Origin of the sequence: Blastopirellula marina DSM 3645 (assembly GCF_000153105.1) — a bacterium.
Classification (GTDB): domain Bacteria; phylum Planctomycetota; class Planctomycetia; order Pirellulales; family Pirellulaceae; genus Blastopirellula; species Blastopirellula marina.
Genome location: NZ_CH672377.1, coordinates 283,321 through 307,230, shown reverse-complemented (window position 1 = coordinate 307,230; position 23,910 = coordinate 283,321). Strand labels below are relative to the sequence as shown.

Here is a 23,910-nt window from a genome sequence, read left to right as displayed (position 1 = left end):
TTGCCGCACCGGCTGTTCGACCGTCTGCGCAAGCGAACAGTTGGACCGGTTGGTTCAACTGTTGCAAATTGTCATCTCAATGTCTTCGGAAACAACGTGGATCAAAAATCCACCACCTTCGGTGCGATCATTTCTTTTTGGCTGAAACGAGATCCAGATCGATAACGTTATGACCATAATCGATCGTCTTCACGAGTGAGGCCTCGTAGGGATCGGTGTATTGTCGCTCCAGTTTTACCTTTGGCATCGAGACGTTATCAATAAATTCTGTTGCCTGAACATAAACCCGATATTCACCGACAGGGATTTGATCGTCTCCGCGACCGTATGTCAATTTGTAACTTCCGTCGCCGATGACGCCTCCCATGGCTTCTCCATTTCCGTCTTTGGAAGCGAAATAGATGAGAAAGCCACCCAGTGGTTCGCCATCGACTTTCAGCGTTCCCTCCACCGTTCCGGTGTCCCCTTTCCAGCAGCCGGTTGAACAGAGGAGCAGGATGCCGGGAACGATCCAAAGAATGTTTTTTCGGTTCATCACAAACATTTCCGTTTTTTGGTAGGCATGAATTATTAGAGAAAACTTGATCGCGCATGTTACCTGCGCGATCAAGTTGCAATCGAGGTTTTTTTCTAGCGTAACTGCTTAGAGTCCTGGAATTACCTGACCAGAGGCACGGCGGCACAGCGGACCTAAAACGAAAGTCGGATCGATCGTTTCTTGGATGAAGCGGACCGCTCCGTCTCCTGTCAGCCCTTGAGCGCCGCCTGGATGCAAGCTGGAAATGCCGTTTCCTTGAAGAATGGAAGCATTGATTGCGAAATAGTCTCGATTGATTCCGAAACCGCCGCCACGACCCAAGCAGCGTGCAGTGCCATACGCCGTGTTTTGGTTCTGTCTACCGCTGCCTGCCCAAGTCGCAGCATGATAGTTACCATTGTTGGCCGTCGGGCCTCCGTCTCGTTCGCTGGCCACTAGGACGTTCGATGAGCCATCGGTCATATCTCGGAACGAGAGGAAACTGTCGGCCCAAAACATTCCCAGCCCATCTTTTGCGACAATCGGCGTCGCCCACGAATCGAGATAGTTGCTCGACCCATCCCCAGAAATCGCGATGTAGTTCGACGTACCGATATCAAAAAATTCGGGCTGTCCAAACGGGATAAGATCGTTCAAATCTGCCGTGATATCGGAGGGACAACGATATCCCTCGATTCTGGTTCCCAGCAGTTTCTTGTCGGCGTCCGGCGCTCCGCTTACATAAATTTCGGCCAAACGGCGCGGTTGGTGTGGAGCCAGGGCGGTGTAGAGGTTTTGTTGTTCGATGAACGGGAGAATCGCGACTGCCCAGCCGAACGAACTGAGTGTGGGACCGCTGGTGAGATCGATTCGATAGCCCGCCGGAAACGCGCGGAACGTGTCGTGGTAGTTATGTAAGGCTAACCCGATTTGTTTGAGGTTGTTGGAACATTGCATGCGCCGCGCCGCTTCGCGAGCCTGCTGTACCGCCGGAAGCAGCAACCCAATGAGCACGCCGATGATTGCAATGACAACCAGCAATTCAACTAGCGTAAAGCCAGACCTTCTCTTTTGATAATGGATCATGCAGACCCTCCTGAAAAGAATGGACCACTGAGGTCGAGATGAAAATAAAATGGGTGGGAGTGAACGACGGTGGTTCGTAGACGGGCAAGATCGTTTCGCCTTTCCAGCACGAAAACGACCCTATGCATACCAATGTCTGATTGTTTACTGCCGTGGGGCTCTGCTTTTATCACAGAAATTCGCTTTTCTGGAATGTTTTTCCTGTTATTCAGTAAACCGGTTTAAAATCTCGAGTTACCGGCAGTGAATAGGAAAGAGCCCATTTTTGACATTGCTTTTTAACAAACGGTGCTTGGCGGAGGAGAGTCGCCGCCAAGCCCCGTTTGTCTCGAACGAAGGATTTACCGATGCCTAGTAAGAGTCGAAAGCTGGTCGAAACCAGGAGGGAGGAGAATCCGGATGACGCTTCCCGCTTCCTGCAGCTATTCATGGAACACGATCGCCAACTTCGTTTCTACCTGCATCAATTGTTGCCTGATCGGGACGATGTCGATGAGGTGATGCAGAACACGAGTATTGTCCTCTGGACGAAATTCGCGGAGTTAGAGGAGGAGGCCGGCTTCATCAAGTGGGCCTATGTAGTCGCTCGGTACGAAGTGCTTATGTACCGCCGACAAAAAGCTCGCGATCGGCTGATTTTGAACCCGGATCTGCTGATAACGATCGCACAAGAGATCTCGGACACGCCGGAACTTGTTCAAGACTATCAGCACGCGCTGCGCGGTTGCTTGGACAAACTTGTCGACCAGGATCGGCGGTTGATCCTGCAGGCCTATAGTCACGGACTCAAAGTCGCTCAACTCGCCGAAGAATTGCGGCGCTCGGTGCAAAGCATTTATCGAAAACTGTCCGGCCTGCGTCAGCAACTGGCGCGATGCGTAAGACTAAGTACCGAGCATTGATTGGTGAGCCATGAGTAAAGAGAGATCGGCGGAGGCCAACTCAGAACTGACTCAATTATTGAGCGAGTACGCCAACGGCGAGATCTCGCCGGCGCGACTCGCCCAGCTCGAAGAGACCTTAAGCGAGAGCCCGGACGCGCGAAAGGACTATATCCATTACTTTCGAGTTCACGCCGGGTTATACGATCTGGTCGATGAATTAGCGCAGCGCGATCAACAGGACGAATCGACGGGCGCTGTCGCGGCGGAGCAACGCAAATTCGAGTATCGCGTCTATTGGCTACCGGTGTCGATCGCATTTCTGGCGGCATGCATTTTGATTGCGTGTTTCGCCCTCCTGCCGCGTTGGCGGGATAGCGCTGACCCATCGCAATCGATGGCGAAATCGTCCTCGACAAGCGGCGGCAGAAAACCGGGTTCCTTTGACCTTCCTGCGTTTACGACGTCGCAGCCGATTGCGATCATCTCGCGGATGGCCGATGTCGTGATGGCGCCGGGCCAAGACTCCTTGCACATTGGTCAAGGTTTGTCGCCGCAACAGCTTTCGGTGAAATCGGGACTATTGCAGCTCGATTTTCTGAACGGCGTCACCGTCGTCGTCCAAGGGACCGTCGAATTGGAATTGATTTCGCAAACTCGCTGCAAGCTTGTTCGTGGTCAGGCTCGCGTTTATGCGGACTCGCTGGAGGATGGTTTTACTTTAGAAACGGACGAGGCGACCTTTATCGACCGGGGAACGGAATTTGGCGTTCGCGTCGTCCCCGGCAAGCAAGCCGAAGTGCATGTCTTTGACGGACAGGTCGACGTACTGCCACGTACCGGTGACCCAGCGACCCGCTCGGTCACAACGGGACGCGCCATGTCGATTTCTTCCCAGCTTCAACCGCAGGACATTCTTGTTCGCCCGGATGAATTTCCTAGCATCCGCGGCATGAACGAGCGTCTCTCGGATTTAACGAGCGAGAGATATGCGAAATGGCGGCAGGATCGCCAACAAATCTTGGCGGATGAAGACTTGCTAGTGTTTTATGATTTTCAGACAGATCCCGATAACGCCCAGCAGGTCGTGAATCTCGCCGCCGACGGCCTGAACGGAAATATCGTCGGCTGCAACGTCGCCGCAGGTCGCTGGCCCGGAAAACAATCGCTCGAGTTCAAAAAGTTCCACGACCGCGTACGAATCAATGTGCCTGGCGAATTTGATTCGATCACGCTCTCTGTTTGGATGCGAATCGACGGGTTCGACCGACAATTTAACTCGATTATGCTGACCGATTACTTTCAAGACGGGCACATCCATTGGCAATTCCGCTCGAACGGCATAGTCGATTTAGGGATCCGGCCAAAAAATGAAGAGCGGATTTTGTATCTCTCGGATCCAGTCCTGGGCTACGAGGACCTCGGTCGTTGGGTCCAGTTGGTGACCGTTGTTGACCGCGATCTCGGCAAAGTGTTTCACTACCTGGATGGGAAGCTGATTATGCAGGCTCCTATCGAAACCGGCAGAGAGCCAGCCTATCGTGCTCCTTCCGAAACCTTGGCGAAACTGCGCATCGGTTACGCTGAACTAGGGAACTGGCGCCGCAAAGATCCCGGCGAGCCCTACTCGATCCGCAGTTTAAACGGCCGAATGGACGAGTTTGCGTTCTACTCGCGAGCGCTCAACGAAGCGGAAGTCGCCCGCTTGTACGAAATCGGTCGTCCGTAGTAGCCTACCGCAGCTCAACTTTCAAGCGCCATGCGAAATCGCAGCTCTTGCTAGCGTTCGTGTGTTGCTTCACGAAAAAAGCGAGCTTGCGTCAAAACCCAAAAACACCAAAGATAGACGCCAGCAACGTTGCCAGCATTCCCGCACGCATGGAGGCGTTTTTGAAATGCGTTCGTATTCGATTCAATTCTTCTCGTTCATCTCTTTGGCTTCCTTGTGCGCACTCGGATGCGGCGGCGGCGATACGAGTCCACCGGCGGCTTCGATTGAAGCAGGCGCAGCGGGCGCCGCGGCGACAACCGGCTCGTTAGCAGGTTCTCCGGTCTCGGTTGACGCTGACGGTATGACGGCGGCTTACCAACGGCCGCAGCGAGAAAGTGAGCCCGAAGTTGTGTTGTCGACCAGCTACGGCGATATTAAGATTCGATTGAACGCCGACAAAGCGCCGGCGACGGTCGATAACTTTCTGAATAACTATCTCGAGCCGGGGCAATACGACGGCACGATCTTTCACTACGTCGCGCCTGGTTCGATGATCTTGGGCGGAGCGTTCACCGCCGATCTCGAAGCGAACTCGACCCGCAGTGAGATCCAAAGCGAAGCGGCCAACGGCCTGAAGAATGTGCGGGGAACGATCGCGATGACGCGAGATCCGCAGTACATCCACAGCGCGACCAATCAGTTTTTCATCAATCTCTCCGACAATCCCCAACTGGATCATGTGGAGGACGATGAAGAGAAGTATGGTTACTGCGTGTTTGGCGAAGTGATCGCAGGGATGGATGTGGTCGACAAGATCGCCGCCGCTCCGGTCAAAGACAAAGAGGGCTTTCCCAGTCTTCCGGTCGAGTCGGTCGTCATCCAATCGGCCAAACGCATTCGCTAACGAGTCGGTCCGCTTAATTGACGGCGAAATACTCGTGTCGCAGTGACTCTAACAATTGTTGCAGCGTATAGACGCGGCCGGTCGGCTCGTCGATGTTCAACAACTCGATTGCGGCGGCGACTTCAAACTCGGAGAGCAACTCGCTTTCTACGCAAAGCTGCGCGGGTTCCTGCAAAATCACGGTATAGAAGTCATCTCGCTGCGAGAGTTCAAGCAGCAGAATGCGACCAATCGGCGAACAAGAGAGTCGCTCCATGCGGTTGTAAACTCGCTCGGGAGCTTTCAGGCAGGTCGAAAGTTCGACCGGCGGATGTTTGACGTAGACAATGCTGACAATAAACTGGTTGTCGGCCAGACTATACCGGGGGAGTCGCCTCCACGGAAATGACCACCAGCCGAGTTGTCTTAGTTGCGGCAAAAACTCGCGTACTTCACTTTCTACCAACAGTTGGTCTTCGTGGTAGCCGCGGATCGCCAAGAAGTGGCGACGTGCGATCTGCTCGATCTGGTCGAACGGAGGCTTCTCACGTACGGCGAAATTCTGCGCGTCCGCTTCCAGCGAACAAGCGAACAACGCGATCGCGCATCCGAGTTGTAGGAGTTGTCGATGGAGCATTTTTTCGGTGCAGTTTTAGGCAGCGTCGTAGAAGCAAAATCAATGCTTGATCCATTTCCTATTGAAACTTTAGCTTGCAAATAGAAATTCAGTCGGCGATATAAATCGGGATTCCGGCTTTGGTTAGCGCTAGCGTGGTCGTCGTAAGCGCCAAAATCGGAAGACTGCGTACCAGCTGTAAGATCGGTTCTGCTTCATTAGTGTGTATTTAACCTCCGCTCAGGTATTGTGAAAGGAAATTAATTTTGCTTTGGTAGAATGGGCGGTTGAATTGGGGATAGAACTCTTTTAGAATCGCACTCAATCGTCAGTGGGCGAGATTGGTTGTACGGTAGTAGGAGACTCCGTGATGTCGATCGTTACCTACTTTATTCAGCAGTGCCCGACCTGCGGTCGGCGTCTGCAGGTGCGGATTAACGACCTTGGTCGTCCTGTCTCTTGCCAACATTGTCACGCCGAGTTTACGGCGACTGACCCGAGCATTCCGTCGCAGCCGATTTCCGCTTTGGATTCCGTAGAAATGGCCCTTCGCAAAGCCGAGGCGTTTCTCTCCACTCGCGGACAGCACGCGGCCATGTTTGCGTCAACGACACGATCTCCGTAAGGCGAACGCCGCGCCTTTCCCTTACGGACGCCCCGCCGATGGTGGGGAATTTCAACCGACAACGCCCGTGTCTAGCGCGGGCGTTCCTTATTTCTTGGCTACGCCGTCATCTTCTGGCCATCGCTGTACAGACATTCCGGACAGCAAAGTTTCTCAACTTTCGTCATATTGCTTGTGCGCGCGTTCGATCGAGTTGAGAATTACAGAAATTCGATTTTCCCTTGCATGGAGTCTGACGGATGAGAAAAGTGCTGCTTCTCGTTATCGCTGTCGGTATCTGCGTCAGCTCGGCCCACGTTTATGGGAAATCGCCGGATGTTGATCAAGCGCGGTCCGCTTTGCGAAAAGCGTGTGAATTCTTTCAGCAAAAGGTCGGCGTTGAAGGGGGCTACGTTTGGCAGTACAGCGGCGATCTGACGCTTAGCGAAGGGGAAGGGAAGACCGCCGGAACAACCACGGTCTGGGTGCAGCCGCCGGGGACGCCGACGATCGGCGAAGCGTTCTTGGACGCTTATGACGCCACCGGCGATTCATACTATTTGGATGCCGCCAATCAAACGGGGCGGATCTTGGCGACCGGACAAATGCGCACCGGCGGCTGGTACTACTCGATTGAAACCACGCCCGAGAAACAGGCCGCGTTCGGCTATCGACATATCAAACCTGCCAAGAAGCAGCAGACGCGCACCACCGTGGATGACAACACAACCCAAGCGGCGCTCCATTTTCTGATTCGACTGGATCAAGCCGATGGGCAAAAAATGGCGGCAATCCATGACGCGGTGACGTTTGGCTTGGACGCGCTGATCGCCGCACAGCGCCCGATCGGCGGCTGGTATCAAAATTGGAAAGAGTATCCGACTCCGGTCGACGAGAAAGCTTATCCTGTCTTGCAGGCCAGCTATCCGACTGAGTGGTCACGCAAATGGCTGAATGATTGGACCGGCAAGTACTATTTGAACGATGACGTAACGGCCGATCTGATCGATCTGTTCCTTTCTGCTTACGCAGCGTACGGCGACAAGCGGTATCTCGAGACAGCCGAGCGAGCCGGTGACTTTTTGTTGCTCGCGCAAATGCCAGAGCCGCAACCTGCTTGGGCGCAGCAATACGACGAAAAGATGCAGCCGGTCTGGGATCGCAAATTTGAACCGCCGGCGATTAGCGGTGGAGAATCGCAGCAAGTGATCACCACGCTGATGCAGCTTTATCGCGAAACGGGAAAGGCCAAATATCTAGAACCGATCCCCGCGGCGCTGCGTTATTTGAGCGAATCTATTTTGCCCAACGGGAAATTAGCCCGGTTTTATGAACTGCAAACCAATCGGCCCCTCTATTTTACAAAAGACTATCAGTTGACCTACGACGCGAGCGACGTGCCGGATCACTATAGTTTTGTGATCGACTCAAAGTTGGAGTCGCTGTCGCAAGAGTACCAGCGCTATCGGACTCGCACGCTCGAACAATTAAAAGCAGGCCAAGCGAAGAAAAGGGCAAGCTACTCCGAAGATCGAGTCGCCAAAGCGATCGCGAGTCTCGACGAGCGCGGTGCGTGGGTTGAAAAAGGAACGACCCGGCTTTACCCCAAAGTCAAAAACGCCTCGGGCGTGATTCGTAGTCAGACGTTCGCCGCCAACGTGCGGCAATTGTCGAACTACATCGCGGCCCAGAAGCAGGAGTAAGACGCCTAGCGGCGGCGTCCGAACAGTGGATCGCCCGAACGGCGAGAATAGGTAAAAAACCGCGAAAGTAAAACTATAAGCCGGGTTTTGTCTCTCCGCACAAGGCGAAGTCGATAGTCATTCCTCTACGACGACGATTGCTCGCCGCCTCTAGCAGCATACCCGGCAGTGATGACGGTTCGGACCAAACCGTGATTGCAGCGGCTAGGCCGACGCAATCTCTTGCCTGTTTGCCTTGCTCCGGGCGGGGTTTACCAAGCCGAACGAGTCGCCTCGTCCGCTGGTGCGCTCTTACCGCACCGTTTCACCCTTACCAGCCCCAAGTGGGGCTTCGGCGGTTTGCTTTCTGTTGCACTTTCCCTAGTCTCACGACCGGTCGGCGTTACCGACCGCCCTGTCCTGTGGAGCCCGGACTTTCCTCTCGTCGTCGCTACCCGCGGGTTAGAGCGACGACCAGCGACTATCCGTTCTACTTTCGCGGCATTCAGTATTGTATCGTCCGGCACCGAAGAGGTTCGGCCAAAAACGATAAGCTGGGGATGAATCTCGTCGAAAAAGGTCGACTTTCGCCGACTAGTTCGATTAAAATCGTTCGACGCCCTGTCACTAATACCAGCCACGAAAGATAGTTCATGAAATCGTTACTGCTGATGTCCGCCGCTTTGGCGACGCTCGCTCTTACCACCTTGGCTCAAGCCGAAGACAAGCCTGTGTACGAACTGCGGATCTATACGACCAACGAAGGCAAGTTGCCAGAGCTGAACGCACGGTTTCGCGACCATACCGCGCCGTTGTTTGAAAAGCACGGCATGACCAATATCGGTTATTGGACGCCGACCGATCCAGCGCTGAAAGACAACACGCTGATTTACTTGCTGAAGCACGACAGCCCCGCCGCCGCCAAAAAAAGCTGGGCCGCGTTTATGGCCGACCCTGATTGGGTCAAAGCCAAAACGGCGTCGGAAGCCGATGGCAAGTTGGTCTCCAAAGCACAAGCGGTCTACATGACCGAAACCGATTTCTCCCCCCACAACCTAGAGAACGGCGACCAAGAACGTTTGTTCGAGTTGCGCAAGTACACCTGCGATCCAGGTCGACTGCCGAACTTACACAAGCGATTTCGCGATGGCGAACTCGATCTGTTCACCAAGGCCGGCATGACGCACATCGCTTACTTTACGCCGACCGAAATTCCTGACACGTTGATCTACATCGTCGCGCACAAAGATGCGGCGGATGCGGCAAAGTCGTGGGATGCGTTTCGCACCAATCCGGAGTGGATCAAGATGAAAGCCGATTCGCGCGCCGATGGTCCGATCGTCAACCAGGTCGAGAGCACGATGATGGTTCCCGTTGACTACTCCGCTTTGAAATAGCGGCTACATATTTCTACGATCCAGCAGCGTCGGTCGCTCGGCTTCCATTCGCCGAGCGACCGATTCTCGGATCCCACGCAGGCGACTTCCTCATGATTCTGTTTCGCTGCAACGGCTGTCAGTCGGCGTTCAACGTTTCGGATGAGAAGCAGGGAAAAAAGGCGAAGTGCCCCAAGTGCGGTGAGATCACCCAGATCCCTTCACGAGACGCAGCAGTCGCGGCCACGTCTCCAATGCCGCCGACACGTTCTCCCCAAGTATCGCCGGCAAAGCCGCAATCTCCCACTCCAGCGCCTGGCAAGTTGCCGCGAAAACCTGCCGCACCGCAGCAAGCGGCCGCTGCGCCCACCGCAAAGCAACCGACCCCGGCGGCCAAGCCAAAACCGCAGCTAAGCGACGAGCAACGTCGCAAAGCGGTGATGGGAGCGTTTCAAGGCGACTTCGAGCGTCCCGAAACCAAGCCGTTTTACGTCCTTGGCGCTGCGATCGTGTCGGTCGTGATGATCGCGCTGCCGATGGTTTATCTCTCGATCATCGGATTGATCGGCTACGGCGTCTATCTTCATTTGACAATCAATGCCCGCGGGATCTTGGCCAGCGTAGGCGATATCGGGTTCGCTCTCTATATGTTGCCGGTGATCATCGCCGTCGTCGCCATCTTTTTCCTGATCAAGCCGCTGTTCGCTCCCTCTGCTGAAGTTCATCGAACCCGTTCGCTGACCGAGAAAAGCGATCCGCTGTTGTTTGAGTTTGTCGCCAAAATCTGTGAGTTGGTCGACGCTCCGTTTCCCTCGCGAATCGACGTCGATGATCAGATGAACGCGTCGGCCAGTTTTCGCCGCGGCATCTGGAGCGTTGTCCAAGGCAACGACCTGGTCCTGACGATCGGCGTGCCGCTAGCCGCCGGGCTCACCACGCGGCAGTTCGCCGGCGTGCTCGCCCACGAGTTCGGTCACTTCAGCCAAGGCGCCGGCATGCGGCTGACCTATGTTGTTCGCACGATCAGTCATTGGTTCGCCCGCGTCGCCTATGAGCGAGACGTGTTTGACGCTTGGCTCTGGCATTTGGCCGAAAGCTTGGATGTGCGCATCGCGATTTTCTTATACCTGTTCATCTTTTTCATCTGGATCGTCCGCACCATCCTGTGGATCCTGATGTACATCGGGCACTTCGCCGCTGGTTTTTTGCTTCGGCAAATGGAATATGACGCCGACCAGTACGAGATTGGTCTGGCCGGCAGCACGGCGTTTCAGCAAACGTCCAATCGCATGCGGTTGATCGGCGCCGCCTATAGTATTTCGATCGAGTTGCTGTCGGCCGTGTTTCAGCGCGGCGCGATGGTCGACGACATCACCGCCTTTTTGAAATTCCAATTGCAGCGATTTCCTGAGGATCTCAAGCGGGAAATCCGCGCCTCGATCGCCAACGAGTCGACCGGCATGTTTGACACGCACCCGTGCGACCGTGATCGGATCGCCGCCGCGGTCGAAGCCCAGTCGCCCGGCGTGTTTCAGTACGAAGGTCTCGCGGTCAACCTGTTTGGCAATTTTGAAAAGCTCTCCAAAGTCGTCACTTGGGATCGTTATTGCCAGTTGACCGGCAGTCGCTTGAAGTCGGAAGAACTGACTCCCTATCTGAAACTGATCGACGAATACGAACTGGATATCTTCGGCAAACATTCCGAAGAGAATCGGAAGCCAGGCGACGTATCGCCGGTGCATGAAATCGATCACCGGGTAAAGATCCCGTTTGACGACTAACCGGGGCCAGCGAGTCGACAACGGATTCGCTCGTCTCTATTCTCGAAAACGCTGCAGCCCAAGCGAAGCATCGGCGTCTCTTATTCCGTTGGCCATGCGTTGCGTCTTGCGCATGTCGGACGGTTCCTCTCTCCTCCGCCGTTGGGACGGTTGATCGTTGCGACAAGAGCGGAAAAAAGGGAGATTGCCAGGATCAAGCGGCGGGAAATTTAGGTTCAGGCGGCGGCCGCTGCGCAATAGACGCGGGCTAGCCGCCGCCTGAATTGCTGAAATGCGCGTCAGGCGTCCGCCGCGAATGAGGCAAAAGACCGCGTCCTTCTCGACGCGAGAGATGTCTCGTGATATCTGCAACTCCAATGACAACGGCGACTTGGCGAGATCGGCGCCTTTTTAAGCGGTGTTGGCACGCGATATGCAAAGTCAGGACGCAACCAAGCTTTCTCTTCTCTGCATCCCGCCAGATTCTGGTCGGGCCCGATGTCTCGAGTCGGGCTCGACCGCTTTTTCATCTTTATTCTTGAAGGGTTGCCTCTATGACGACTGTATCTTTGCGGAAGCGGCTGGCGTTCACACTGGTGGAGCTGCTGGTCGTGATCGCGATCATCGGCGTTTTAATTGCGCTCCTGCTGCCCGCCGTACAACAGGCGCGCGAAGCCGCGCGGCGGATGCAATGCACCAACAATCTGAAACAGATTGGCCTGGCGATGCACAACTATCACGATACCTTCGGCGTCTTGCCGTCGGGTACGATCAATCCCGGCTGCAAGGTTTGTGACGACGCTCACATGCCGGCTTCGGTGGGGGAGAATGTGCGCAACGTCACCGCGCATTTGCTGATCCTCCCCTATCTAGAGCAAAACGCGCTGTCGGACAGTCTCGATTTCAAGCAACCGATGAGTCTCGCCGCCGATTCGGCGATGGTCACCACGCCCACGGCGGCGGACGCCGCCAACAATATGGCGGCGCTGCAAGGGACGCGGCTGGACGCCTACGCTTGTCCTTCTGATCCGTTTGACCAGCCAGGCACGCGATCTAGCAGCGGTGAATACTACAACTTGAATTATTACCGCACGAGCTATGGTCTTGTTACCGCGGAATGGCGGGACTACCACTACCATCTCTATTGGGACGGCGCTGACAACACCAGAAATTTGCGTCCCGCGTTTGGGATCAACGGAGCCGCTAAGTTTCGCGACTTCACCGACGGGATGAGCAGCACGGTCCTGCTTGCCGAGTCGCAAATGGAGAAGACGTCGACTTTGTATGGGCCTTTCTGGGGAACTTACACGCATACGTTCTGGTTGCAGATGAGTTTCGGAATCAACATTCCCGACGATCCTGCCGTCAGCCGGCTTTCGTATGCGTGGCGCGTCGGCAGTCATCATCCCGGCGGATGTAACTCGCTGTTTGGCGACGGTTCGGTCCATTTCCTCAGCGAAACGGCGAATCTCACCACGTTGCAGAACCTCACGAAAATCGCCGATGGTGAAGTTTTGGGAGAATACTAATGGAGAAATTTCTCCCCACGCTGCGTTCGATCTCGCACATCGCAATGCGACTTTCCTTCTCCGCCGTTTTGCTTGGGACCATTGGTTGCTTCGGCGGTCGCGGCGCCGACGTCGAATTGGCGGATGTCACCGGGGTTGTCACAATTGATGGGAAACCGGCCCAGAACTTTCAAGTGCTGTTTTTGCCGGAAGCGGACGCCGCCCCCTCGCGCGGCAAGACCAATGCCGAAGGAAAATTCACCGCGTACTATCCGCCTGCGGTTCCTGGAGTCGTTCCCGGAAAGCATCGTGTTTCGTTCGATGTCTCGGACGCTGACCAATCCCCCAGCGTCATCCCGCGAAAGTATCGATTTGGCGGACCGGGGATCGAAGTCGAAGTCGTGAAGGATGGTCCCAACGAGTTCGCGTTTGAACTTTCAAAAAAGTAGCGTGAGTTCGATCCCTAGCGAAGCGACTACTGGATCGTCTGGCAGCATCAGAATAAAAACCACCCCGCAATGATTCGGGCGGTTTTTCGTTCTCGCTGCGAATCGCTTGGATAGGTCGGTAAGACGCTAGGCTCGAGTCGGCGCTATCCTTGCCGGCTTTTAAGTATCGACCTGGACGAACAACAGTCGCTGCTTTTTGACAATTTTCTCGAGCATGGGCAGCAGTTCTTCCGCGTATTCGCGCTCCACTTCCGCATCGTCGTCCGCGAGCACGGTTGGTTCGGCTGCTTTTAATTCCTCGATTAGTTGAGCAGCGTCGGCGGTGGAGTGAACGCCGTGCCAGGGTACATAAACCAAGCCATCGCAGAAATCTTCCCAACTGGGGCGATCTAACTGCCGGTACCGGCAGCGAAGCGGCATCTTGCCGAATTGCGTAAACATGCGATCGGTCACGGTGTCGGCGGCGACGCCGAAATGTTCATGCAATTTTTCGAGAATCGTAAAACTGATTCCGTCGCTCTCGGCGCGAAAGTTGAATTCTTTGCGACTTCGCTTATCGGTCAAAAACGAAAACGCGGCGCCTTCCCAAAGCCCTTTTCCACGGACCGATAGATCGGCGTACCAATCGATCGTCGCTAGGCGCTGTTGCACAAGCGGCGTCAGCGCTTCGGCGTCGGTGGGCCAGTCATGCAGCGGATCAGTCGGCTCGAGATCGTCTCTCTGTTTCTGGAGTGATTTCGCGAGCGGCTTCGCATATCGAGTCAACTGATCCGAGGTGGGGTCGGCGAGAAATTTTTCGACGGAACCTGTGTCGAGAGAGTAGAGAAAGTATCCGGCCATCATCGTTCCTTCTGTGAATCTTCTCTGGAGAGATCCCAGTGAAAGGGAAAGCGGAGTCTATGGGCGTTACTTTTAACAGAGTCAAATCACGTTTGCTACTATTCCCTGAGCAACGGTACGGCGCTTGAGCCTAGCCCGGTGATTACTGCCGCTCGTCCTGGCGAAACGCAGCTTTTTTGGCCGGAGCCAACTAAACACTTGAACACCTGCCTGCGGTGTTGCACAATGGTGCCCATCTGGGTGGTTTTGCTTTCGAGGACAGGGGCCGGCATGCTCTCCAAACTTCGTACCTATTCGTTGCTCGGTATCGACGCCGTGCCGGTCGATATTGAAGTCGATATTTCTCCGACGTCGATGCCTAAAACCGTGATGGTCGGCCTGCCCGAAGCGGCGGTTCGCGAAAGCATCCACCGTATCGAACGAGCGATCGTCAACTCGGGCTACGTGCGGCCGCAGGATCGCGTTGTGGTGAACATGGCCCCGGCCGATCTTCCTAAGAACGCGGCCGCGTTTGATTTGCCCACGTCACTGGGCATTCTGGCGGCCAGCGGACAGATCCGGTCAGAACGCTTTACGCAGTATGCGGTGGTCGGCGAACTGGCCCTCGATGGCGCCATGCGGCCGGTCAAAGGCGCGTTGTCGATGGCGATGCAGGCCGCCGCGATGGGACTGCGCGGGATTGTAGTCCCGGCCGAAAATGGCGCTGAAGCGGCCGTCGTCGAAGAGATCGAAGCGATCCCCGTTTGTTCTCTAGCCGAAGCGGTCGGCTTTCTCTCTGGCGCAATCGACATCGAACCGGTCCCCCCGCGTATTGAAGAATACTTCCGCCAATACAGCAGCTACGATGTCGACTTCGCCGACGTCCGCGGCCAAGAGATGGCCAAGCGCGCCCTGGTGATCGCCGCCGCAGCCGCCCACAATCTATTGATGGTAGGTCCGCCGGGTTCCGGCAAGACGATGCTGGCCAAACGCGTGCCGTCGATCTTGCCCGATTTGACCCCCGGCGAATCAGTCGAGACGACCCGCATTTACAGCGTCACTGGTCGACTTCCGGCCAATCAACCCTTGCTGACCAGGCGACCGTTTCGTTCGCCCCATCATACGATCAGCGAAGCCGGTCTGGTGGGTGGAGGCAATCCCCCTTCGCCTGGCGAGATCTCGCATAGTCACAACGGGATTTTGTTCCTTGATGAATTGCCCGAGTTTCAGCGGCGCACGCTCGAAGTGATGCGGCAACCTCTGGAAGATGGCTGCGTCACGATCGCTCGCGCCACTCGCAGTACGACCTTTCCGGCCGAATTTATGCTGGTCGCCGCGATGAACCCGTGCCCTTGCGGATATCGGAACGATCCCCGTCGCGACTGCCGCTGCAACGTACCGCAAGTCGAACGCTACATCGGCAAGATCAGCGGCCCCTTGCTAGATCGCATCGATATTCAGATCGAAGTCCCCGCCGTTCCGTTCAGCGAACTCGCCTCCAAGACTCCCGGCATCTCTAGCGAAGAGATGCGGGCCCAAGTGATGGAGGCCCGGAAGATTCAAACCCGCCGCTTTGTCGGCAGTCCCACGCGTTACAACGGGCAAATGAGTTCGCGCGAGATCCGCAAGTTCTGCCACTTGAACGACGCGTGCGCGGCGTTGCTGAAGCAAAGCGTCCATAGCTTGGGACTATCGGCGCGAGCGCATGATAAGGTGCTGAGGACTTCGCGAACGATTGCGGATTTGGAGGGAGCGACGGCGATTGATATCGCGCATATTAGTGAGGCGATTAACTACCGGATGTTGGATCGCGGGGTAGGATAAGTACGCGAACAGCCCGGGCTATTCAACCCGAGCCGTTGGGGGATGTCGATTCGCTGAAGCAGGCGCCGCCGCAGCCAAGCGGAAACGCTACCGACTGAAAGGGAAATGCTCTACAGCGAAGACATGTGCTTCGCAATGTAAGCGGCTTCGCCCATTCGCTTGAGCAAGTCGAGTTGAAGTTCTAGCCATGCCATGTGCCCTTCTTCATCAAGGGCGATGGTTTCAAACAACGATCGCGTGCCGATGTCGGAATCGAGAGACGCCTGCTGCGAGGCTTGCGTATAAAATATGATCGCGTCCTGTTCATCTTTCAGGTCGCATTGGAAGATTTCGGTCAGCGTATGGGCGCGCACCGGCGCTTTATCGAACGTGAGGGTCGGATCCCCTTTCAGAAACAAAATTCGTTCTAAATATTTATTGGAATGCCCGAGTTCTTCCTGCATCTCTTCCCGCATTCGCTTGGCCAACAGGTCAAGTCCCCAGTCATCCAGCACCGCCGCATGCAGTTGGTACTGATGGCAGGCCGTCAGCTCCATAGAAAGCGCCTTCTGAAGGTTCTCGATCGACTTGGACTGTGACATCGCGGTGTCTCCTGGGATCAAAATTGTGTTGTCATTGGAACGCGGATCGAAAGCTGTTGCGGTTAGACTCTGCCTTTGAGCATGCCGTGCCAGTACAGTGCAGGCAGGCCGAACTTCTTGAGCAGAAGCATGCTAAATCGTTCCTGAGCCTGATTGAATGGGAACGTCTCGGCTGGTTGATTGTCGTAATCGAATTCCGCGAGCACCAGACTATCATATCCGGTCACAACAGGGCATGAAGTATAGCCGTCGTATTTTGCCGTCAGCGGTTCGTGACGCATGCGGGCCAGCAAGTTTTCGACCAATACCGGAGCCTGTTTTCGGATTGCAGCGCCGGTCTTCGAGGTGGGCAAGCTCGACGCGTCTCCCAAGGCGAAGACGTTCGGAAATCGAACGTGCTGCAGCGTGTATTTGTCGACGTCCACCCAGCCGGCTTCGCTCGCCAAAGGGCTTTGAGCGACAAAGTCGGGGGCGCTCATGGGAGGCGTTACATGAATCATGTCGTACTGGATTACCACCTCGTTTTCGGTGTCCATGTGCCGATAGATCGCTTCTTTCGCAGCGGGTCGAATCTCGACCAGATTGAGTCGAAACCGCGTATCGACATTCTTGCGAGCAGCCGCTTTTTCCAAGACTTCGCGATACTTCTCTACGGCGAACAGCCGAGGACCAGCCGCCGTGAAGACGACATTGATCTTGTCTCGAACGCCGACTTTGCGGAAATGGTCTTCGGCCAGGTAACAGATTTTTTGCGGCGCGCCGCCGCATTTGACGGCGCCGGCCGGTTGCGTGAACAGGGCGGTCCCCTCTTTCAGTTCACGAATAAACTTCCAGGTGCTTCCCACGGTGTTGATCGAGTAGTTGCTGCAAACGCCGGACTTGCCAACCGATTCTTTGAGTCCTTTGATCTTGTCCCAGTTGACTTGAATTCCTGGCGCGACGATGAGGTGTTCATAGGAGACTTCGTCCCCCTCCCGGGTCGTTACTTTGTTCTCATTCGGATCGAAAGCGACTACCGCGTCTTTGATCCACTTCACGCCATAGGGAATCACATCCGCTTCGTTGCGTCCGGAATCTTCTGGGGCAAACATCCCTCCGCCAACTAACGTCCAGAGCGGTTGGTAATAGTGCTGCTCCGCAGGCTCGATAATCGCAATGTCCAGCGCATGGTTGGCGTTGCGCAGTCGGGCGGCGACCGTAATTCCCGCTGTGCCTCCGCCCACAATCAAGATTTGATGATGACTCATGACATTGGTTCCTACGATTGGGGTGGGGATGAAACAAGGCGATTGGAATGCTTTTCTTCCAGCAGATTGCCAAAGCATTTACCGAACTGCACAGCGAACGCGAGGGCCCGCTGCGTATTGGGATCACGGGACGCATTCAGCAGCCCTAACAGGCCCAAACGCTTGGGAACCGGATGTTCGCAGCTTCCTTGACGACAACTCGACAAGGCGCTGCCCGCCAGGCTGACAGTCTCCACGGAATGCTCGCTCAGAACATCGGACCGCAGCAGGTAGCCAATTCTGTCCAGCTCTTCCCGGCGAATCCGACCGCCAAGGTGCAAAGCGGCGTGCAGTCCATTGCGGAGACTCTGCTCAAGCTCGATCCCCTGCTTTTTCAGATCGTCCGACCACTCGTCGAAGACATCCATCACGATCGCCATGAGGTTGGGCAATTCGTCCGCCAAGCTTGTCGCTTGCGCCAGTTTGGGAAGGTGATCGACGAGCGTGATGAGCGCTTGGACGTTTTGCGGCTCGGTCACTTTTTTCAGAAGGGTCAGTAGATCGGTCGCGCGCTGTTCGATATCAATTCCCTGATCCGCCGCCTGGCGAGCCAGGCTGTCGACCACGTCGGTGGCGATCGCCACCAGGTTGGGAGCCTCGCTTGCGGCTTGCAGAACCTTGTCGAGATCTTCCGCACGGTCGAGTAGACGGTGCAAAATTTCTTGGGTATGCGGCTCATTCAATCGATCGGTGATCGGCATTGAATGCTCGTTGGGGTGGACACTACTCATTGAGATCCTCACTTTTCCGATGCGCAATAGGGGCCGTCGACTCTTCGTGATTTTAGGTGGATGTGTCGCTATAAAACGATATGTTTGGTGAAAAAAAACGAGACGCCGCCACGAATGAGGAGGCGCGTCTGCTACGAAGCAATACCGCACCACGCAAAGTCGCATGGAATGAGCAAACGCCCGCAAGCAGTCGACTTTTATCGAGGAAAAGCTGAGCGCTCCCTCAGGACCTGGTTGGGATACGATGCGATTCCCGGATCGATTCGTCACTGACTCAATCCCCATGATTTATTTATATCGGAAACTTCCGACATGTCAATCTTTTTGCAAGACAACCCCCATGCGGTTACCGCTAGAAGGCAACGTGGTATCGCGCTCTGACCTCGACTGCGGCTGCCTAAACGTGGTCCTCACCAGTTCTTGCTTTAGAGCGACAAGCCTGGAGCGGTGCTTGGCTACGTCAGGGGAGATTTCCCACGCACCGGTGTTGGGCGACCCGCGTGCATCCACCTCTTCGCCAAGCGGATTGTCAGTAATGAGTTGCGATAGAATACTGTTCTCCGCAGAGGTCCTGATTTGCCCAGGACGCGGCTTTATCCAACCATCGATCGCAGGCTACCAGTTGATGCTTCGCACCTTTGACGCACCGTTTGACTTTCACCAGCCCGAGGGCGGACGTTTGCAATTCCGCCAACTGGCTGACTCGCTGGCCGATCGATTTCCAACTCGGCCTTTGGTGATCCATGACCCGGTGTTCACGTATCAGGGCATGGGGAGATCGCGGCTGGATCGAATCGCTGGTCTGGACAATTCGCAGCCGGCGATCGTCTATCTATCGAACGTGGTGATGCATTCGGCGCTGCTGATTGTGGGCGAGTTTGACGCTTCCGGCTTGCAACGACCGCTCGAATACGACTCGGTCGCTACGTTTCTGGAAGCTCCGTATGTTCGCGGATATGCAGTGGAGCAGGCCAAAGCGTCATTGGACGAAACGGCCATCGTGATCAGTGAGCTCGCCCGGTTTCGGGGCGATAACGGCCAACTGCTTGACAACGGGATGTTTCACGTTTTGGAAAGAACGTCCGACATCTTCGTTGGCAACGTACTCGACTACGGTCGATACTTTGCGCATCGCGCCGTCTATGGAGATCAGCCTTTTTTTCTGCCGGCTGACAGCGGAGTCGATTTGCAGGAGTGCGCGAGAAAAATGGATCAATACGCGTTGCGGGACTATTTGCTAGATCAATCGATTCCCTTCGCCACTTTGGGGGATGACCACATGGACGACGACTTTGCGGTCTCGTACGGAATGGATTGTTGGCATTGCGAGGAAGAACGCTTGGCGTTTGTGCGTTAGAATGCTGGCTGGCGTCGAGCTCTGTTATCAAACGTGGGGGCGAACAAAATGCGAGATTCGTTGGTGCTTCTCGGGGCTGTCTTGCTCGGCGCGGCGTTGATGCAATTTGCGCGTCTAGGTCTGGGTGAAGTGATCATCCTCTACGCGATCCTATTTGTCGCGATCGTCGTTTGGCGCCGGTCACGTGTGGCTGGCCAGAAGAAGCGATGATGAATGTCGGTCGGAGTTTCCCCTTGTCAAAGTTTGGATGGACTATGAGATTGCTCGCGAGTCGTTCGAGTTTTGGAAATCGCATCGCCGGGTTCACATTCGGTTTGCTCTTGTTACTAATAGCCGTCGGAGCCGCCGCCGAGACGGAAGTCGACAACAAGAGCGGCCCGCCGCCCATCCGGCAATTACCGCGTGAGAATTTACTCCTGTTTCAAGACGCCGACGGCCAGGTTCAGCCGGTCAAGACCAAAGCCGATTGGGAGTTGCGCAAACAGAAAACGCTGCAAAGCATGACGGCGCTGATCGGCGCGCCGCCCAGCGACGAGCGGCGGTGTCCGCTGGATGTGAAGGTCGAATCAGAGACCGACATGGGGAGCTACGTTCGCCGGCGGATTACGTTTCAATCCGAGTCAGGTTGCCGCACGCCAGCCTTTCTGTTGATCCCCCAAGGGGCGCTGCAAGAATCGGCCGGCAAGTTTCCGGCGGTGCTCGCATTGCATCCGACCCACAGCCAAGGGCCCAAAGAGATGGTCGGCCTGGGGGAGAGTCGCGAGCGGATGTACGCCAAAGAGTTGGCCGAGCGGGGGTATGTGGTGATCGCTCCGTACTATCCCACGTTGGGCGGATATCAGCCTGACTTGAAGCAGCTTGGCTGGGAAAGCGGAACGATGAAATCGATCTGGGACAACAGCCGTTGTCTCGATTTGCTCGACTCGTTGCCCTACGTGCAAAGCGGCAAGTATGCGGCGATTGGGCATTCGCTCGGCGGTCATAACAGCGTCTTCATCGCCACGTTTGACCCGCGGATCGCAGCGGTCATCAGCTGTTGCGGGCTCGACTCGTTTGTCGACTACAAAGCAGGGGACCCCGGCAATTGGGAGCATGGTCGCGGTTGGTGCCAAGACCGCTATGTGCCGAAGCTGGCCGCCTATCAGGGACGGCTGCAAGAGATCCCGTTTGATTTTTACGAACTGGTCGCAATGCTGGCTCCGCGTCCGACGATGATTATCGCTCCGCTCCGTGACAGTAATTTTCAGCCGGACAGCGTCGACCGAATCGCCGCGGCGGCTCGACCCGTGTTTGGACTGCATGGCGCCGCTGACAACCTTCAGGTCGTCCACCCCGATACGGAGCATACTTTTCCGATGGAGATGCATGAGCCGGCGTATCGGCTGATTGATCGCGTGCTGAAACCGAAGTCATGATGTTTTGAAGTTGTACGCGACAATGGAATACGGACTCCCCGCGATCTCGATCAGCATTTTGGCGGGGTTATTTGTCGTCGAGCGTCTGCTGCCGTTGCGCCAACCGACGCGCTCGCTGTGGCGGCGAATGTTTGTCAATCTGGTGGTGTCAGGCTTGGCTCTCTTGGTCGCCGCGTTGATCGTGCAGCCTGCGGCGGCGTGGATGATGGGGAGCGATGGTTCCCCGATTGGTCTACTGCAGTGGGTCAAAATTCCAGCTTGGTTAAACATCGTCGCTGGATTCTTGCTGCTCGATCTCTCGTTTTATTACTGGCATCGGCTCAATCATCGGATCGGATTCTTGTGGCGGTTTCATAATGTCCATCACATCGATCCCGATATGGACGTCTCGACCGCGTTTCGATTTCATTTTGGCGAAGTTGCGTTCTCGGCCCTGTTTCGCGTCGTCCAGGTGACCCTGATCGGCATGTCGGTCGAGGCCTACCTGATTTACGAATTCGCGTTTACCGCCAACACGATGTTTCACCACAGCAACGTGCGGTTACCGATTGAATGGGAACGGTGGTTGAATCTGTGCCTGGTGACGCCGCGAATGCATGGGATTCATCATTCGCAACTCGAGCGAGAAACGAATTCCAACTATTCGGTCGTGCTCCCTTGGTGGGACCGACTCCACCGCAGTCTGCGACTGAACGTCTCGCAAGACGGGATCAAGATCGGCGTGCCTGGTTATTCGCAGCCAGAAGATAACCGGCTAGGGAACCTGTTTCTGATGCCGTTTCGCCGCCAGCGAGAATATTGGGATACGCCGGATGGGCAGGGCGCCGAGCGAAAAGAGACTGGCGAGACGCAGCGGCCCAACCGATTGGCGGAATAACGCCGGCTTACGGTTTCAACCCCTTCGGCACTCCATCCGGATACTCTTCCTTGATCACCTGCTTGATATAGGCGACGCGATTCGGCGGTTTGGGATGCGTGCTAAGAAACTCAGGCGGCCCTTCGCCCCCAGAGCGTTCTAAGATTTCCATCACGCCGATCATGGCGTTGGGATCGTATCCGGCCAGCCCCATCAAGCGGACGCCCCATTCGTCCGATTCCAACTCGTCTCCGCGGCCATATTTCATCGCGACTAATTGACCAACCATCTGCGCCATGCGGGCGCTGCTGACATCGCCGCCGGCGACGCCTGCGGCGCCGGCTAGACCTTGCGTCAGGGTTTGCTTGGCCATTTGTTGCGCGCCGTGACGTGAGAGGACGTGTCCCATCTCGTGGCCGAGGACGCCTGCGAGCTGACCATCGGTCTCAAATTCTCGGTAGAGAGCTGCGGTCACAAAGACCTGTCCGCCGGGCAGAGCGAAGGCGTTGACCGTTTGCGGATCGGCCAGCAAATGGAACTCGAACGGAAATGGATTTTGGCGCCCTTGTTGCGCCAGGTCGCGATTGAGCGCTTGCAGCAGTTCGCCGCCGATCCGGTCCACGCGATCTTGGGCGGCCTGCTCTGGCAACTCACCGCCGTGTTGGTCGATCATTTCTGGCGCCGCTTGCAGGCCGAGCGCAATCTCTTGATCGGTGGTCATCGCCACGCGTTGCGCCTGGCCGGTGACCGGGTTTTTGTCAGACGCCATGTAATACGAAACGATGGAGAAAAGAGCGACAATCGCTGCGATTGCGAGTCGGATCTTCCACGAACCGCGGGAATAGGCCATGGGGATAACCCTAAATTGCAGGAGAGGTTTCGGGAGACTCAGCAGATCGTGATTGCGTCACTAATTGATGGATCAGTTTCAGCTTTTCAATCACGTCTGGAGAAAGGACAAACGGATAGCTGTCGGCCTGACCCAGGCAGCGGTTGGCGCTGTTCAAGACGTGCGCTAGCGACAACCACCATTTCATCATATCATCGATCGATACGTCTTTCGCCGACTCGGGACTAAATTCAACACGAAGTCGTTCGCCCCGATTGTGCAGCGACGGAAGCGAGATTTCGCAAGACGAAGCCATCTCTAACGCGTCGACAACATGCAAATAGTGAGCCCAGGTTTCGGCCCAATCTTCCCACGCATGGCTGGCCGCATACGATGAAATATAGGATTCTTGCCAGTTGTCTGGCGGCCCGACAGAGTAGTGTTTTTTGAGCGCTTCGCCGTAGTCTTCCGTTTCGTCTCCAAACAACTGGCGAAACGCTTCCAGATGCGGCGTATCGCGAACGAGACGATCCCAATAGTAGTGCCCTGATTCGTGCCGAAAGTGCCCCAGCAAGGTGCGATAAGGTTCGCCCATCGCGACGCGGCGACTTTCGCGTTCCGCGTCGTCGGCTTCGGCGATGTTCAGCGTGATCAGGCCTTCAGCGTGACCGGTGAGCACTTTTTTGTCGCTCTTGGGATCATCGGCGAGGAATCGAAAAGAGAGCCCAGTTTCTTTGTCGGTTGTTTTGGGAATGGTCGGCAGTCCGAGCGACATCAGCGTATATAGCAGGCGCCGCTTGGCGGTTTCGATCTTGCTCCAATGAGCCAGATTGGCCGCTTCGTACAAATTGGGGATCACCGTCGTGAACTGACAGGCGAAACAAATCGTCTGGTCGCTGTCCGCCGGAATCAGCCAGTTGCAAACGTTGTGTTGTACATCATTTTGGCAGCGGCGAAAAAGGTCGGTGCGCGACGAATCGACGGATTTCCATTTTTTGGCGCTCTCATCGGTTGGAACGATGGTTGCCATCGACAGGGTCGTCGGATCAAAAGCAAGCCGCTGCTTGCAGGCAAGACACGAGTTGTTCTCGAAATAGACGAGTTCACCACAGTCATCGCAAAGGAATAGTCGCATGGCG

General features: G+C 55.7%; 23 protein-coding genes and 1 other RNA gene. 14 read left to right on the top strand and 10 right to left on the bottom strand.

Translation table 11 applies throughout. The features are described from left to right. Positions 1-127: 127 nt before the first annotated feature. Together DSM3645_RS20330 and DSM3645_RS20325 are read right to left on the bottom strand one after the other, a co-directional pair. Positions 128-535, bottom strand: coding sequence for a hypothetical protein (locus DSM3645_RS20330; RefSeq protein ID WP_040352880.1), 408 nt, complete (start codon positions 533-535; stop codon positions 128-130). A gap of 108 nt (positions 536-643) precedes the next feature. Next, positions 644-1,603, bottom strand: a complete 960-nt coding sequence (locus DSM3645_RS20325) for a DUF1559 domain-containing protein (RefSeq protein WP_002654435.1) — start codon at positions 1,601-1,603, stop codon at positions 644-646. Positions 1,604-1,950: 347 nt separating this feature from the next. Here DSM3645_RS20325 and DSM3645_RS20320 point away from each other — a divergent pair, with 347 nt between their 5' ends. The 3 genes from DSM3645_RS20320 (at position 1,951) to DSM3645_RS20310 (ending at position 5,099) form a co-directional block, all read left to right on the top strand. Next, complete coding sequence (locus tag DSM3645_RS20320) at positions 1,951-2,505, top strand: sigma-70 family RNA polymerase sigma factor (protein WP_040352879.1); 555 nt, start codon at positions 1,951-1,953, stop codon at positions 2,503-2,505. Between the two features lie 10 nt (positions 2,506-2,515). Further along, entirely contained in the window at positions 2,516-4,213 is a 1,698-nt protein-coding gene (locus DSM3645_RS20315; protein ID WP_002654433.1) for a LamG-like jellyroll fold domain-containing protein, read from the top strand. 166 nt (positions 4,214-4,379) lie between these two features. Continuing rightward, a complete protein-coding gene (locus DSM3645_RS20310) occupies positions 4,380-5,099 on the top strand; it encodes a peptidylprolyl isomerase (protein ID WP_202594998.1) in 720 nt (239 codons plus the stop codon). Positions 5,100-5,112: 13 nt separating this feature from the next. Here the strand turns inward: DSM3645_RS20310 and DSM3645_RS20305 are convergent, their stop codons facing one another. Beyond that, complete coding sequence (locus tag DSM3645_RS20305; protein WP_002654431.1) at positions 5,113-5,715, bottom strand: hypothetical protein; 603 nt, start codon at positions 5,713-5,715, stop codon at positions 5,113-5,115. 349 nt (positions 5,716-6,064) lie between these two features. Here DSM3645_RS20305 and DSM3645_RS20300 point away from each other — a divergent pair, with 349 nt between their 5' ends. Continuing rightward, positions 6,065-6,319, top strand: a complete 255-nt coding sequence (locus DSM3645_RS20300) for a hypothetical protein (protein WP_002654430.1) — start codon at positions 6,065-6,067, stop codon at positions 6,317-6,319. A 248-nt stretch (positions 6,320-6,567) separates the two neighbouring features. After that, positions 6,568-8,001: a pectate lyase gene (locus DSM3645_RS20295; RefSeq protein WP_161603392.1), complete on the top strand. Its 1,434-nt coding sequence runs from the start codon at positions 6,568-6,570 to the stop codon at positions 7,999-8,001. A gap of 60 nt (positions 8,002-8,061) precedes the next feature. On the opposite strand, the gene rnpB is transcribed toward DSM3645_RS20295, so the two are convergent. Further along, positions 8,062-8,477: RNase P RNA component class A (gene rnpB / locus DSM3645_RS29125), an RNA gene on the bottom strand. A 156-nt stretch (positions 8,478-8,633) separates the two neighbouring features. Between rnpB and DSM3645_RS20290 the strand changes: the two genes are divergently transcribed. From DSM3645_RS20290 to DSM3645_RS20275, 4 genes are all read left to right on the top strand, one after another. Beyond that, complete coding sequence (locus tag DSM3645_RS20290) at positions 8,634-9,377, top strand: NIPSNAP family protein (RefSeq protein ID WP_002654428.1); 744 nt, start codon at positions 8,634-8,636, stop codon at positions 9,375-9,377. A 92-nt stretch (positions 9,378-9,469) separates the two neighbouring features. Beyond that, the gene (locus DSM3645_RS28720; protein ID WP_002654427.1) at positions 9,470-11,137 is read left to right on the top strand and encodes a M48 family metalloprotease; all 1,668 of its coding nucleotides are present in this window, start codon (positions 9,470-9,472) and stop codon (positions 11,135-11,137) included. Between the two features lie 533 nt (positions 11,138-11,670). Next, positions 11,671-12,645 (top strand): DUF1559 domain-containing protein, encoded by a 975-nt coding sequence (locus tag DSM3645_RS20280; protein ID WP_002654426.1) that lies wholly within the window; start codon positions 11,671-11,673, stop codon positions 12,643-12,645. After that, entirely contained in the window at positions 12,645-13,073 is a 429-nt protein-coding gene (locus DSM3645_RS20275) for a hypothetical protein (RefSeq protein WP_002654425.1), read from the top strand. The genes DSM3645_RS20280 and DSM3645_RS20275 overlap by 1 nt, the downstream gene beginning before the upstream one ends. Before the next feature lie 159 nt (positions 13,074-13,232). Here the strand turns inward: DSM3645_RS20275 and DSM3645_RS20270 are convergent, their stop codons facing one another. Then, positions 13,233-13,913 (bottom strand): hypothetical protein, encoded by a 681-nt coding sequence (locus DSM3645_RS20270; protein WP_040352878.1) that lies wholly within the window; start codon positions 13,911-13,913, stop codon positions 13,233-13,235. Positions 13,914-14,183: 270 nt separating this feature from the next. Here DSM3645_RS20270 and DSM3645_RS20265 point away from each other — a divergent pair, with 270 nt between their 5' ends. Beyond that, entirely contained in the window at positions 14,184-15,716 is a 1,533-nt protein-coding gene (locus DSM3645_RS20265) for a YifB family Mg chelatase-like AAA ATPase (RefSeq protein WP_002654423.1), read from the top strand. A gap of 110 nt (positions 15,717-15,826) precedes the next feature. Here the strand turns inward: DSM3645_RS20265 and DSM3645_RS20260 are convergent, their stop codons facing one another. The 3 genes from DSM3645_RS20260 to DSM3645_RS20250 form a co-directional block, all read right to left on the bottom strand. Next, complete coding sequence (locus DSM3645_RS20260) at positions 15,827-16,297, bottom strand: bacterioferritin (protein WP_002654422.1); 471 nt, start codon at positions 16,295-16,297, stop codon at positions 15,827-15,829. A gap of 62 nt (positions 16,298-16,359) precedes the next feature. After that, positions 16,360-17,544 (bottom strand): NAD(P)/FAD-dependent oxidoreductase, encoded by a 1,185-nt coding sequence (locus DSM3645_RS20255; RefSeq protein ID WP_002654421.1) that lies wholly within the window; start codon positions 17,542-17,544, stop codon positions 16,360-16,362. 11 nt (positions 17,545-17,555) lie between these two features. Beyond that, the gene (locus DSM3645_RS20250) at positions 17,556-18,314 is read right to left on the bottom strand and encodes a DUF1641 domain-containing protein (RefSeq protein WP_116344542.1); all 759 of its coding nucleotides are present in this window, start codon (positions 18,312-18,314) and stop codon (positions 17,556-17,558) included. A 625-nt stretch (positions 18,315-18,939) separates the two neighbouring features. Between DSM3645_RS20250 and DSM3645_RS20245 the strand changes: the two genes are divergently transcribed. The 4 genes from DSM3645_RS20245 to DSM3645_RS20235 are packed head-to-tail and all read left to right on the top strand — an operon-like array spanning position 18,940 to position 21,963. Further along, complete coding sequence (locus tag DSM3645_RS20245) at positions 18,940-19,671, top strand: hypothetical protein (RefSeq protein WP_002654419.1); 732 nt, start codon at positions 18,940-18,942, stop codon at positions 19,669-19,671. Between the two features lie 48 nt (positions 19,672-19,719). Beyond that, the gene (locus DSM3645_RS30530) at positions 19,720-19,881 is read left to right on the top strand and encodes a hypothetical protein (RefSeq protein WP_154657816.1); all 162 of its coding nucleotides are present in this window, start codon (positions 19,720-19,722) and stop codon (positions 19,879-19,881) included. Between the two features lie 44 nt (positions 19,882-19,925). Then, a complete protein-coding gene (locus DSM3645_RS20240) occupies positions 19,926-21,086 on the top strand; it encodes an alpha/beta hydrolase family protein (RefSeq protein ID WP_002654417.1) in 1,161 nt (386 codons plus the stop codon). A 22-nt stretch (positions 21,087-21,108) separates the two neighbouring features. Then, a complete protein-coding gene (locus DSM3645_RS20235) occupies positions 21,109-21,963 on the top strand; it encodes a sterol desaturase family protein (RefSeq protein ID WP_002654416.1) in 855 nt (284 codons plus the stop codon). A 7-nt stretch (positions 21,964-21,970) separates the two neighbouring features. Here DSM3645_RS20235 and DSM3645_RS20230 read toward each other — a convergent pair whose 3' ends face one another. Together DSM3645_RS20230 and DSM3645_RS20225 are read right to left on the bottom strand one after the other, a co-directional pair. Continuing rightward, a complete protein-coding gene (locus DSM3645_RS20230; protein ID WP_002654415.1) occupies positions 21,971-22,792 on the bottom strand; it encodes a M48 family metalloprotease in 822 nt (273 codons plus the stop codon). 10 nt (positions 22,793-22,802) lie between these two features. Beyond that, positions 22,803-23,906, bottom strand: coding sequence for a zinc-binding metallopeptidase family protein (locus DSM3645_RS20225; protein ID WP_040352876.1), 1,104 nt, complete (start codon positions 23,904-23,906; stop codon positions 22,803-22,805). Between the last annotated feature and the right edge of the window lie 4 nt (positions 23,907-23,910).